At 55.5% G+C, this 12,763-nt stretch carries 14 protein-coding genes; all 14 read right to left on the bottom strand.

The window, feature by feature from the left end; translation table 11 throughout:
• Positions 1-45: 45 nt before the first annotated feature.
• The 14 genes from ACYZUM_RS22475 to ACYZUM_RS22540 all read right to left on the bottom strand — a co-directional run bounded on the left by ACYZUM_RS22475 (position 46) and on the right by ACYZUM_RS22540 (position 12,736).
• Positions 46-1,002: a lysozyme inhibitor LprI family protein gene (locus tag ACYZUM_RS22475; protein WP_162184592.1), complete on the bottom strand. Its 957-nt coding sequence runs from the start codon at positions 1,000-1,002 to the stop codon at positions 46-48.
• A gap of 101 nt (positions 1,003-1,103) precedes the next feature.
• Positions 1,104-2,111, bottom strand: a complete 1,008-nt coding sequence (locus tag ACYZUM_RS22480; RefSeq protein ID WP_095668235.1) for a hypothetical protein — start codon at positions 2,109-2,111, stop codon at positions 1,104-1,106.
• A 166-nt stretch (positions 2,112-2,277) separates the two neighbouring features.
• Positions 2,278-2,856 (bottom strand): TerD family protein, encoded by a 579-nt coding sequence (locus tag ACYZUM_RS22485; protein ID WP_033896483.1) that lies wholly within the window; start codon positions 2,854-2,856, stop codon positions 2,278-2,280.
• 84 nt (positions 2,857-2,940) lie between these two features.
• Complete coding sequence (locus tag ACYZUM_RS22490; protein ID WP_042561212.1) at positions 2,941-3,516, bottom strand: TerD family protein; 576 nt, start codon at positions 3,514-3,516, stop codon at positions 2,941-2,943.
• 27 nt (positions 3,517-3,543) lie between these two features.
• Positions 3,544-4,545 (bottom strand): TerC/Alx family metal homeostasis membrane protein, encoded by a 1,002-nt coding sequence (locus ACYZUM_RS22495; protein WP_042562209.1) that lies wholly within the window; start codon positions 4,543-4,545, stop codon positions 3,544-3,546.
• A 44-nt stretch (positions 4,546-4,589) separates the two neighbouring features.
• On the bottom strand, positions 4,590-5,039 hold the full coding sequence (locus tag ACYZUM_RS22500; protein ID WP_033896478.1) for a tellurite resistance TerB family protein: 450 nt from the start codon (positions 5,037-5,039) through the stop codon (positions 4,590-4,592).
• Between the two features lie 45 nt (positions 5,040-5,084).
• Positions 5,085-6,266 (bottom strand): TerD family protein, encoded by a 1,182-nt coding sequence (locus ACYZUM_RS22505; protein WP_033896477.1) that lies wholly within the window; start codon positions 6,264-6,266, stop codon positions 5,085-5,087.
• Entirely contained in the window at positions 6,266-6,853 is a 588-nt protein-coding gene (locus ACYZUM_RS22510; protein ID WP_033896476.1) for a TerD family protein, read from the bottom strand. Before ACYZUM_RS22510 ends, ACYZUM_RS22505 begins: the two co-directional genes overlap by 1 nt.
• 2 nt (positions 6,854-6,855) lie before the next feature.
• Positions 6,856-7,614 carry an HAD family hydrolase gene (locus tag ACYZUM_RS22515; RefSeq protein ID WP_042561213.1) on the bottom strand — a complete coding sequence of 253 codons (759 nt, stop codon included), beginning with the start codon at positions 7,612-7,614 and terminating at the stop codon, positions 6,856-6,858.
• On the bottom strand, positions 7,611-8,561 hold the full coding sequence (locus tag ACYZUM_RS22520; RefSeq protein WP_042561214.1) for an HpcH/HpaI aldolase/citrate lyase family protein: 951 nt from the start codon (positions 8,559-8,561) through the stop codon (positions 7,611-7,613). Before ACYZUM_RS22520 ends, ACYZUM_RS22515 begins: the two co-directional genes overlap by 4 nt.
• Positions 8,561-9,655 (bottom strand): cysteine protease StiP family protein, encoded by a 1,095-nt coding sequence (locus ACYZUM_RS22525; RefSeq protein WP_042561215.1) that lies wholly within the window; start codon positions 9,653-9,655, stop codon positions 8,561-8,563. Before ACYZUM_RS22525 ends, ACYZUM_RS22520 begins: the two co-directional genes overlap by 1 nt.
• The gene (locus ACYZUM_RS22530) at positions 9,648-10,406 is read right to left on the bottom strand and encodes an HAD family hydrolase (RefSeq protein ID WP_033896472.1); all 759 of its coding nucleotides are present in this window, start codon (positions 10,404-10,406) and stop codon (positions 9,648-9,650) included. Before ACYZUM_RS22530 ends, ACYZUM_RS22525 begins: the two co-directional genes overlap by 8 nt.
• Positions 10,396-11,523, bottom strand: coding sequence for a phosphoribosyltransferase domain-containing protein (locus ACYZUM_RS22535; RefSeq protein WP_042561216.1), 1,128 nt, complete (start codon positions 11,521-11,523; stop codon positions 10,396-10,398). The genes ACYZUM_RS22530 and ACYZUM_RS22535 overlap by 11 nt, the downstream gene beginning before the upstream one ends.
• A gap of 73 nt (positions 11,524-11,596) precedes the next feature.
• Positions 11,597-12,736: a trypsin-like peptidase domain-containing protein gene (locus tag ACYZUM_RS22540; RefSeq protein ID WP_042561217.1), complete on the bottom strand. Its 1,140-nt coding sequence runs from the start codon at positions 12,734-12,736 to the stop codon at positions 11,597-11,599.
• Positions 12,737-12,763 lie beyond the last annotated feature (27 nt).

Genomic DNA, 12,763 nt, shown 5'->3' on the forward strand with positions numbered 1-12,763 from the left:
TCGGAGGTCGCGCCTGTGGCAATAGCGCAACCACCGATATATCACTTATGCCCGTCCGGCAATGTAATCGTCGATCGAACTGAATTGCCGATTGCGGCACATCCAGCCTGAGAGGAATACGAATATCGTCGTGGCAAGAACTGCCCAGCCGCGCCGCCGCCGGGCCTCACTTTTGGTGCGGGCACCACCGCACAGCAGGAGGGCCATCATCAGGAGGTAGAAGGTCAGCAGAATGACCTTTGCGAAGAGGGATAGAAGAAAAAACCAGATGCTGTTGCTTCTGTACGTTTGAATAAGCACCTGCAATGACATAAGACCACCAAGGACACAGGCAGCAATGATGGAGTAGTTGCGTGGGACCTCGAGCCAGGCGCTCGCGACGAAATACGCACCAATTCCCAAGATTGGAGTCAAGGTTGTCCAAAGCGCGTCGGTGTAGTCCTGATAGATCGTAATGGTCCCCCGGCGGTGCAGGTAAATGCAGACCAGCAGCAACATTGCCATCACGAACAAGCCAATCTTCAAGTTCAGGATCGCTTGATGATCATCCGCTGCACTTCGCGTCGCTGCCGACTTCACCACGGCAGAGACCATTGGAGAAGAAGCAGCCTTTGAAATCACATTTGTTTCAGATTGATCAACCCGGGTAGCGGCAACGGAGGTTGGCGCTTTAGATGGCAGATCAACCTTGGTGCGTGATAGAGCACTGAGCCGCTCATTCATCGATGCGGATAAGCAACTGGCGGTCTTGCAGTTGTCACGCAGGCGCAACCAGTCTCGTTGGTCTTGACGGACCTGTCCCTTGTTCGGCGCTGCGTCTAGAGCGCGGACATATTCGGAGTTCATCTGCTCATCCAGATGACTGAGTGCAGAATCTGCGCAAATCGATTTCTCAGCAAAGCTTGCAGCTTTGTTGCAATCAAAGCTGGTGGCATTTGAGTGGGCTGAGACTAGGGTGAGCAACATTACGAAAAGGCCAGAGCCGATGTTGAGTCGCGACATATTCGATTTTCCCTTCATTTTGTTTGCTCCAGCGTTTCGCCAGAGCCCTGCCTAACCGCGCTCGTATGCGAACGCCTAGGTGCCTGATGTCTGGCTCTTATTTACGACGTTGGGACCTGAAGAAATGTCGTGCCGTCCCACTTGTAGTTTTCGGTGCTCTGAACACTCGGGCAGCAATCTGCATCATCCGGACCGACGGAGAGAACAGTCAGCCTGACGGTTTGGGGGTCAACAACCTGGATGTCCTGGACACCATTGCCGACTACAGCTTTCCCACGGAACTCCCAGCCTGCCGAACCGCCAATGAACGCGGCAAGTGTTTGGAAGTAGCCATTTCCACCACCCTGGCCTTCGATCGTGTAGAGCACCACAGCATCCTTGATGCCGTCGCTATTCAAGTCTGCAAAGATGATCTGACGGCCGTCCTTGTATTCATCCCCGCCATCCTGAGCAATCTCACTCGCAATCATCCGATCTGCAGATGCAGCAAGATCGGATGGCACTAATGCCTTTGCCTGAACTGCAGGCACAACGGACTGGCTCGCTGGCTCAGCTGCAAAGGTAACTGGAGCGGCCGGAGTCTGAGTCGGTGTGTGAGGAACCTTACCTAACAAGATTGCCTCGGTCTCAGACATTGGCTCGGCAGGCTTAGCAGAAGCGTTGGTGGCCTTAATGCCGGCACTGACCTTTTGAAGCACTGCGGCACGCAGTTCTTGCATGTCTGAAATGTCGAAGAGTTGGTTGCGGGTATTTCCGAACGGTTGGGCTTCCCCCAGGAACCATCGCGCAAAAAAACCGGGACGTTTGTTTTCTTGTTGGTCGACCAGGTGGTCAATCAGCTCATTGGCGGTTTTTGAGAAGCGTTCAAATCCATCCTTGCCAACGACCTGCACGATCGAGTCCTTTTCCCGGTCAATATTACTGCGCGCGAGCTCGAGCATGACAATGTTCGTGTCGACCAGTTTGCTTTCGCACTCGTTCGTATAATTTCCAAGGCATGCCTGCCTGTATTCTTGAACTGCGTTGTTGGCCTTGAAGTCGTTGTAGGCTCCGCAGCCTGACATGGACACCAAAACACCTACAGCTACAACCCCACGAAACATGCCCATCCAAATATCCTTTTAAACCCGAGAACCGGTGGACTGCCGTGGAGATCGCCAGCAGTCGTTCCTAATGTTGAAGAGATCAAACCGCCGCCCACATGACCCATTCCGAGGTCATTCTGTAGGCAAGAAAAAGCCCCCGGTTCGCGGGGGCTTTCTCAAGCCTTCCGGCTTAGCCGATGTTCACGCCCATCGATTTAGCCAGAGGGGCCAGGCCGCCCGCAAAACCTTGGCCGATCGCCTTGAACTTGAACTCGTCGCCATTGCGGTACAGCTCGCCGAAGATCATGGCGGTTTCGGTCGAAGCGTCTTCGCTCAGGTCGTAGCGCGCCAGTTCTTTGCCGTCAGCCTTGTTCACCACACGGATGTAAGCGTTGGCAACTTGGCCGAAGCTCTGCTTGCGTGCTTCAGCGTCGTGAATGGTCACGGCGAATACCAGTTTCTTCACAGCGGCAGCCAGACCGGTCAACTTGACGTTGGCTTGCTCGTCATCACCGGCGCCTTCGCCGGACTGGTTGTCGCCCAGGTGTTCAACCGAACCGTCAGCCGATTTTTTGTTGTTGTAGAAAATGAAGCTGGCGTCGTCGAGGACTTGGCCGCTTTCACCCAGGATGAAGATCGACGCGTCGAGGTCGAATTTCGAGCCGTCGGTAACTCGTGCGTCCCAACCCAGACCTACAGTGACTTCGGTCAGGCCTGGAGCCTCTTTAGACAAACTTACGTTCCCACCTTTCTGCAAAGATACGGCCATTTTTGATTCCTTTTAGTGAGGTTGAAAGGCCTTTAATACAAGGCCAATCAGGAAAAATATTTAATTAAATCAACGACCTACGCGCTAGAAGTTCATGCCGTAGTTATTGGCAAGAGCTTTCAAGCCACCGGCATAGCCCTGGCCAACAGCGCGGAATTTCCACTCGCCACCGTTGCGGTACAGCTCAGCAAACACCATCGCAGTTTCGGTCGAAGCGTCTTCTGCCAGGTCGTAACGAACGACTTCCGCGCTGGTCGTATCGTTAACGATACGAATGAAGGAACCGCCGACCTGACCGAAGCTTTGCTTACGTACTTCAGCATCGTGAATGGTAACGATGAAGACGACTTTGTCCACGTCGGCCGGGATGCGGCTCAGGTCAACCTTGATTACTTCGTCGTCGCCATCGCCCGCACCGGTGCGGTTATCGCCAGTGTGCTCAACCGAACCGTCAACGCTTTTCAGCTGGTTGTAGAAAATGAAGTCGGCTTCGCCGCGTACTTTGCCATTTGCTGCCAGCAATAGCGCACTGGCGTCCAGGTCGAACTCAGCACCATCAGTAGCACGCGGGTCCCAGCCCAGGCCTACCAAGATTTTGGTCAGGCTCGGGTCGGTTTTGGTCAACGAAAGATTGCCACCTTTCTGTAGGGTCAACGCCATGGGTATTACTCCTTGTGGTATGGGCTGTTACTCAGCGGTTTCAGGTTGAGCTTCTTCCTTGCCTGGGAAGACAAGGCTTGCAACCACACCAATCGCCAGTACAACCATAACGATCAGCAGGCTGGTGTTTGCATCGATTGTGTAGCCATGGTGGAACATGTGGTCGGTTGCGTTCAGGCCGAGTTTAATGGCGATGAAGAACAGCAGCGCGACTACAGATTTTTCCAGGTGGACCAGGTAGCGTTTCAGCGCTTCGAGCACGAAGTACATGGTACGCAGACCCAGGATCGCAAACAGCATGGCAGAGTAGACGATCAGGGGCTCACGGCTAACCGCGATCACCGCCGGCACAGAGTCGAACGCGAACAACACGTCAGACACTTCGGCCACTACAAGGCAAAGGAACAGCGGGGTCGCAAAAATCGTTCCTTTTGCTGCCAGAGTCATGCCTTTGTTCTCAGGCTTCTGGAGTTCCACCTCCAGCTGCTTACGGCTGACGAAGAAATTATGGCCATGGAGTTTCGGCCACACAGGGAACAACTTCTGGGCGAAGCGGTAAGCCATATGCTTGGAGTAGTCCTCTTCCTCTTCATCATCACCGCCGGCGCGCAGCATCATAACTGCGGTCCAAGCCACGATCACTGCGAAGACGATTTCGACCCACGGACCGAAAGCCAACAGGCCGGTACCAATGGCAACGAAGATGCCGCGGAACACAATGGCGCCGATAATGCCCCAATACAGGACTCGGTGACGCATGCCATCTGGCACTTTGAACCATGCGAAAATCGCCATGAACACGAACAGGTTGTCGACGCTCAGAACTTTTTCCAGGGCGTAGCCAGTTACAAACAGGCTGGCGACTTCAGGGCCGTGCTGTACGTATAAGAAGCCGGCGAACGCTAACGAGATAGCGATCCAGAAGATCGACCAAATCGAAGCCTTAGCCAGGGAAATTGGCTTGTCACCGCGGTGAGTAACCATGTCGAGGAGAAGCGCGCCGAGCGCGATCCCGACGAATACCGCCATGGTCAGCGGAGGGAAACCGATTTGAGTGTCCAAAGTAACGCTCCTTAGAGTTCAAAATCAGCTGGGTTAAGGCCCAGCTCAAGGCAGACCAAACGGCAGGCCGCTTTTTCTTGGGCGTCAAAGTCGCCGTCCGACGCACCGATGGCACAGCCCACGCGCACCAGGAGTCGGGACGCGCCGGCATCGTTCTTGATCTTGCCGATGACCTTCAGTGCTTCGGCTTGGCCGAGTTGAAAGTCGAACTCGAACTTTTCACAGTGTGCGTTGAACGCCTTGATCACATCGCCCATGTCGAAAACTTTCAACTCAGGCGAGTTTTGGATGAAGCCGGTCATCTTCTGTTTTTCCTCAGAAGAGATACCGCCGGATGCAGCTGAGATGAGAGCGCAATTGGCGGTCATCGCATCTAGAAATTTCTGATTCTTGAACTTCGAAACTTCGGTAGTTAGTGCTTCACGCGCTGCTGCTGCGTTTTGCTTAAGCCATGCAAACATGTTGTGTTCCCCCAAGGGCGGGGTCGTATGACCCCGCCATGATTTCTATTTGGACCCTGCAGTCCACCTCATGCCCCAGCCATAAGCCTGGTCCATGAGTTTGTGGCCTCGGTGGAAGTCCACCCGCCGAGAGACCTTAACGGCACCGTTCACGTTTTCAAGCATCGCTATGGCACACATTGGTTCACGGCCACCCTCTTCATTGAGACGCACCTCAATGTCAGGCTGACCAGGAATGTAAATAGTCACCACTCCATCGGTTTCTTTCCAAGAAGGCGAGCCCTCATAGATGAAGGCGAACACTAAAATGCGGCGAATTTCACTCCATTGTTTGCCATTGATATGCAACCACTCGCCACCGGAAACAGAGCCAGTACGGTCATCGCCCATCAGCTGTATGTATGGTTCCCGATTGAGACTGCCGAAGGACTCCCCGAGGGCTTGAACAACGCCCTTCTCGCCGTCTTGCAGCTCGTACAGGCAACCAACGTCCAGGTCGACGGATTGGCTTCGCTTGAAGAAGCCGCCCGAGCTGCCTTTGTTCCAGTTCAAGTTCACCTTGATTTCGCCGAAACCGGCTGCCGTCTTTTCAAGACTGATAGACGATCGTGTTTTATCGAGGGTGACCTTGCTCAGACTAATCGTAGATTTAGGTGCAGCGGCCGGAGCAGGCGGCGGCGTTTGTACCACTGGAGCAGGTGCAGGTGCAGGGGCCGGCGCTGGTGCGGCGACCTCTACACCAAAGTGCTTGGCCAACGGCTCAAGGCCGCCATTGAAGCCCTGGGCCACACAGCGGAATTTCCAGTCACCATTTCGGCGATAAAATTCGCCGAGGATGAGTGCTGTTTCCTTCATGCCACCGGTTGGGATTTGAGCTTCAATTCCACCCGTCACCACAACCGAAAGTTGTGACACGCGCTCAAAGCTCGCCTTGTTCTCGTAGATCGTGGCAGTGAGCGCCACTTTCTCAACTGCAGACTCAAGACGACTCGTATCGAGTGAAAATACTGCGCGCCCAGCCGAGGATTCGGTCAGCTGAACAGCGCCACCCAGAATTTGAGGCTGGCCATAGAAACACATGTCGCCATCGCCTCGGACTTTGGCCGAGGCGCCCAGTGCGAAGGCCGATACGTCAATGTCGGCCCCCGGGATAGGCGAGTAATTGATATCAACGCGAAGCTGGCCGCTGGCAACCGGCGCATTACCACCAGGTACGAGATTAGCCATTAGCGTAACGCCTGAACGGCCAGAGTGATCAGGTCGTCAGCAGTACGACCATTCGTGGTGGTGCCGATCGCCTTGAATTCCCAGTCGCCATTTTCGCGAGCCAGGCTCGCCATGACGATGCCGGTGTGCCCACCTTTTTCAGAAAGGTTGAAGCGTGCCAGCTCGGTGTTGTTGCTGCCATTCACGATACGGCAGTAGGCCTTTTCGACCTTCTCAAAAGACTGGCCCGTGAATGAATTAACGGTAAAAATCAAGTACTTAACGGAGGCTGGCAGGCGCTGCAGGTCGACATTAATGGTCTCGTCATCGCCTTCGCCATCGCCGGTACGATTGTCACCGGAGTGCTTGATCGAACCGTCCTGGGACTTCAGTTGGCGGAACCACACCAGGTCGATTTTTTGGTAATCGCTGTTCAGCAAAATGCAGGAAGCGTCGAGGTCGATCTCGGAACCACCACCAAACATCTTGCCGAGGAAACCGCCCGCCTTGACTGGGTCCCAACCCAAACCAAGGCTGATGCTGGTCAGCGAACTGCCGGCCGTTTTAGCTAGGGAGATGGATTGCTGTTTTTGCAGGGTAAGTGCCATGGTTACGCTCCTTGTTGGTCATCAGTGTTCGCGTGTCGATCAGGGTTGACCGCCACTTGCAGGTTAGCGTGCGCGACATTGCTCACACCCAAATTCCCGCTTCTATCTGCCCGCAGGCGAAGACGGCGCCATGCGGGGTGAAAGTGTCGCCAGTGTGCTTCTTGCGCCGCGGCCAACAACTCGAAATCACCGCGGGTGTCACCCCATGCTTTAAGCCGGTACTGGCCGAGCGGCCCATACACAGCCTCAAGTCTGAGTACTTTGTTCTCGCATCTGCAGTTGTTGCCAGTCATGCGTCCGGTCAACAGACCGTCTACCGCCTCAAGCTCGGTGCCGATCAACTTGATGCCAAGTCGATCCGCAAACGGCTGGAGCACCAACGCTGGGGACGCGGAGCAGAGAGTAACTACTGCACCTGCCTCTACTTCGGCGGCGACAGATTTTAAACCTGAAGGGCGCATGAGCTGTTCCCAAAACAACCCGCAGAATTTCACGGCCTGCTCCTGCACCCATTTCATTTCTACGCCTGTAAGAAACGTGCTGATCAGCTGTGCTTTCAACTCATCACGATTCAAACGCCGAGCCAGGAATCGAACGCTTGGCAGCGCAAGCCGCAAAATGCGTCGATTGAATTCCCGGGGTCCGAAGGCAAACTTCAGGAATGGGACGAAGCTATCGTGCCGGGTCAGCGTGCCGTCGAAGTCAAAAACCGACAGCACCTGACGCCTTTGCCCGCCAGCATCGTCAAATCCCATTGTCATCGCGCGGCCTCGGCCAAACGGATAGGCGCCTCAATAGGTCCTACATCCGGTTGCCGAACTCCGTGCCACTCTGCTCTTTCAAGGATGTTGACCGCCCATTTGTAATGGGTCGCAGGCTCGCACATGGCATCGTTGTGCTTGAACACTGCCGGAGCAACTTCACTGACAATCATCCTGGCGCAGTTGAGGTCTTCGAGGCTTACGCGCAACGCGTCCTGGATCGTGTTGATCTGAGATGGATGAATCGCCGTCTTCCCTACCAAGCCATGGGCGATGTCGAGTTCCAGCTCCTCCATCAGCAAATGCGGTGTCGCGAGTTGTTCGAACACCGGTGCCGTCAGTGCGAAACCTTGAGACCCCATGACGCCTGCCAACATTGGGATCACGTAGCCCATTGGGGTGCTGTAGAGCGTTGTTGCGGGATTGCGACGAAGTCCAAGACTTCCCATCAGGTCGTTCCCGCCGATACGTAGGGCGATAATTCGCTGATTCAGGTTCGCCTTCAGCGCCTGGCCCAACTCGACCATTCCACCTGGGTTGAACACGTCTGTAGTTTCCAGCGTCGGCATGAGGTACAGCGCCGGGTTTGTAACGGCCTGTTCCCAATCTCCAAGGTTGCGCAGGGTCAATTTCGGCACAACGAACCCATCGACGTGGGCCATCAATGGCCATTCATTCAGCACGGCAGCCATCACCGAGTCTCGGGGGCGAACAAACAGCAGCGGACCATCAGACGGACGCCCACCGCGCTCGTTGATCGCGGTCAACAGGCCATGCAGATTTTTCAACGCCGTGTCGACGTCAATTTCCGCGACCGCATCCTCCAAGCAAACAACCAGAGAACGCAGTTCAGGCAGTTTTGTGCGGAAAACCACTTCCAGCAGATCCGCACGTGTGGCCGGCATGTAGAGCGTTGCCCCCAGGGCATAAGGAGAAAGGACTTTCATCAGCTCACACTCCGAATGATGGTAACCGCCCGGTAAGGGCCCAATGCAGCACCGACCTCTTCCACAGCCACCCCAGCGCCCTCAGTCAGGTGCATGAGCAACTGAACATCGCTGTCGCTACGGCTGCGAACCAAGACGTGATCCGGTACGCGACGCAGTACCGCGCGGGTTGCTTCGGCAATACCTGGCTTTACTCGGTTGAGATTGGTAATGCCGAACTGGGAGGCCAGCGACTTGACTACGTGCGCAGCTGCACCCTGCAATTCAAAACGCTGGGTGTCGGTCCATGGCGAGGCTTGAGGAACCGCCCCCAGCGCCTTTCGCTTCTCGTCGATCTGCTCGATGAACTCGCGGGTTAAATCGTGCTCACGCAGATGGTCGTAAACCACACAACCATGCAGGCCTCCATTCGCGGGCCAGATGGAGCGCGAAACCAGACCAGACACCGTCGCACCAAGGATGCCGGAGGGGATAACCCAGTCTTCAGCCGACGCGGACAACCACGCCCGGCCGCAGGGATCTGCCAGCACAACAAGCCGAGGTTCCTCAGGAAAGCGTGAGTCGCCATTGAGGCTGCGCTGAATCTCACCAGAGATAGCGCCCTTCCCTGTCCAGCCATCGACGAAGACGATGTTCTCGGCACCATGTGCCTGAATGATGGCTTCGAGGGCGACCTTATCTATCCCCCGATCCCGAACGATGCTGATTCCGTAGTGGTGCGCATCTCGACCCATGTCGAGCAGGGCCCGACGCAACAACACGCCGAGCGGCAGGCCAGCACGAACGAAAGACACGAGAACAATTGACGGACCCGTGCATGCCTCGCTCAGCGCCAGCGCCAGGGACTGAACGTCCATGGCCATGCGGGTACCGTTTTGTTCAAGTGCGCGCTCGTATAGGGCTTTATGCACGTCAGTCGGCGCACTCTCCAGGCTGATCATTTCGGAGTAGTGCTTCTGCTTCGACTGAATCAGACGCTCCTTCTCCAAGACATCAGTGGTTTCCATCTGAACGGCCTGCAGCAGAAACTGAACATCATCTGCTGCATAGCTGCCGCTCCCTACGGTAACCAGACCCGCAACGGCCTTAGTCATGGATTTTCACCCCAACCAGCTTGGCCAATTGGCTACGCGCAGGGGTCGCCCACATATGACACTCCTGCATGAAACCGAGGTCAGTGATGCTGTCCCCAAAGCCCAGCACAGGACGCTCACCATTGGCCTCACGATCACGGCGCAACAATTCTTGAACGGCCACTTCCTTCGACAGGCCCAGCGGCAAGAACGCGAGGTTGTTGGAATTTCCGTGGATGTGCATCCCTTCCAGTAAACCGCGAGCCTGTACTTCCGCGAGTACCGTTTGCAGGACTTCATCGTTGGATTCGTTGTGCTTGGTCACCACGTAGTGGCGCAGGCCTTCTTCCTCGACAACCCATCCGCGCAAGGAAATGCCAAGCTCCTTACCAATGGCGAGGGTTGCTTCACTGAGGCCTGGCAAGCGAGCCTGATAGTCAGCAAGAACATCGCTCATGCGTGCTTGCCATTCCTCGTCAAGCTTTCCATCAGGACCAAGGATCACGCCGCCATGGGAGCAGACGGCACCGTGCATGAAAGGCAGTTGCACACGACTGAATGCTTCAACGCTGCGCGCTGTAACTGGGATCACGTCGGTTGTGGATAGGAGCCAATGGGCAAGGGAATGTTGGACAGTGCTCATGTAGCCATTGGGTTGACCCTCGATATCGAGAGTCGCAGTGACCCGCGGCAAACCTTCTGGCATTTTGCGAGCAGTCTGGAACAGGGTGTCGTCGAGATCGACCAGGGCGAGGGGGCGCTTATTGACCATCGACAATCACCTCCGCGTTCAGGGATTCAATCAGCGAGGCGGACACAGCCTGCACAGGTGTTTCCGAGCAAATCAGGACGCGATCAAACTGTCCGGGGCTCACGTTGTAGAGGAAGTTGGGGATACCGAGACCGTAGTTGTCCGCGAACGACAACACGTGACCGATGGCATGGCCCAGAGCGATTGGCGAGCGACTGGTTGAACTGAAATGCACATCTGCGCCAGCACGCTCTAAGCGTTCAGCGAGCAGAAATGGACGCCAGACGAATTCACTGGTACCGACCACAAGTACGCGCTCACCTGCTTTGACGTTCAGGTCCAGAGCCAGGGTGTCTTCTACGACGCGAATACCATGACGCCCCCAGTCACTCTCCGCCATCAACGGCCACTCACCAGGCTCGATGGTACCAACGGCCGGCATTTCCGGTAGCGGCGCCTCAGCGTCCTCGTGGAAGGTGTACGAACCCTGCAACAGCGATACCTGATGTGCCGAGTCCCCAATGGTTTTGCGAACAGCATCGCCGGACCAATCCGTCAGTACGCACGTCACCACGCGCTCGACCTGGGTCAGGCCGGCATCGACCAGCGCACGGTGAAGATTGATGAAAGTTTTGCCGGTGGAGGCTTCGTCGTCGACCAGCACCAGCGAACGGGCATTCAACATCATTTCCCGAACATCGGGATCGACAGGCAGATGAATGAGATGAGCGCTGGCGTGGCTATGCTCTTCTTCAAAACGGGCGAACAATTCATTGCCCGTCGGGTGACGTGTGCTGACCATGTAGACGGTGTCAGGGCGGGTCGCGCTGAAGGCACGATGTACGCCGGCACCCAAGCCAACTGCTGTTTCCGCCATGCCGATAACGAGCACAGGCCCTGGCAGATCTTCAGGTATTTGCGCCGCGAGACTGTGAAAGCTCGCGTTCATGATCGAAGGACGCACAGGGATATGGCGGCCCAGTACTTTGGACACGAATAGAAACGCACGCTTGGGATTACGGCGCTCGGCGAAACCGAACAATGAGCCCGGGTCGATCTGTGAGGCATCGACGGTGACATCGAGACGCCCGCGCATCAGTTGTGCGCTTAGCGCTTTTGTTACTGCGTTACTTTCCATGAAACAAATTCCTAGGTTAGCGTGAGGTCGATAACCTAACGTCTCGTCCGCAGCTTTCAAGTCAAAATAGGGGCTAAAAATTCTTGGCTTCGACGCGCCACATAGATGCTTGGGCCGAGCGAGCTAATTCAGCAGTGGTGAACGTCTTGCTGTTGGATGTTTGAGGTGCATCGACGCGGCACGCATCCAGAAAGGAGAGGAGCAACGACGCCTTAACCGCAAAATTCATATTTTGAGCATCAGGCATTGTCGACGTGACCAAACCGACTACGGCACCTGATGAATCAAACAAGGGAGATCCGCTAGAGCCTGGTTGAATGGCCGCGGTAAATTGCAAAAGGCTTGAATCGTTGTGGAGGCCAAACAACGCCGACACACCACCCTGGGTAACGTGCACACCGCCGCCGGCAAAACCTGACAACGGGAAACCCAAAGCAACAACAGATTCGCCTAGGTCACAGCCAAAGCCCTTTTTGAAGGACACTGGTTTCAATGTGGGGGATTCCATGACTCTGAGGAGAGCGATGTCGTTACGCTGATCGATTACGACTGGCTCCGCACGATAACGACCCTCAAAGGAGGAAATAGATATCTCACTCATACCCTCGATTACGTGGGCACAGGTGAGCACATGGTTCTGCGAAACAGCGAAGCCGGTACCGGTTGCTCCCGTGCGCGATCGATCAGGATCACCTGTACGACTGCGCCCTTTGGGATGAGCGTCATTGATATCGATGCCAATCCGACGCCCAAGGGCTGCCAACCCATAAGCCGAACCCTCAGCTAGGGCACGAAACTTCCATTGCTGATTACGGATGTAGAACTCGCCGATGATGATCGCCGCTTCACCGTTATCGTGAAGGTCCAATCGGTATTCGATCTGTTCGTCCACAAGCAAATGCAACGAACGAAGCTCGCTTACCGGGCCGGCTGCGGAAAATGTGTACGCGATAAGAAGCACCCGATCGCTGCCGGGCGGGAGGGCTGACAGGTTCAACTTACAACCAACCTTCGCTTGGTCGCCGCTCCACTCCATCCATGACTGTGTAGTCTGGAATAGTGCAGCCTCACCAGTGGGTTGGCGTTTGTCATTTACCGGCAGTATGGCAATCGCCGCGTACTCCCCGAAAGCCGAGGAGTTTCCGCATTCCAGAGTCCATTCACTCCGTGCACCTGATACCGCGGTGTTTACGCCTGGCGCGAGCACCATCATTCCTTGATTACTCCTTGAGTGCTAAAA

This window comes from Pseudomonas sp. m6p, from assembly GCF_055760375.1.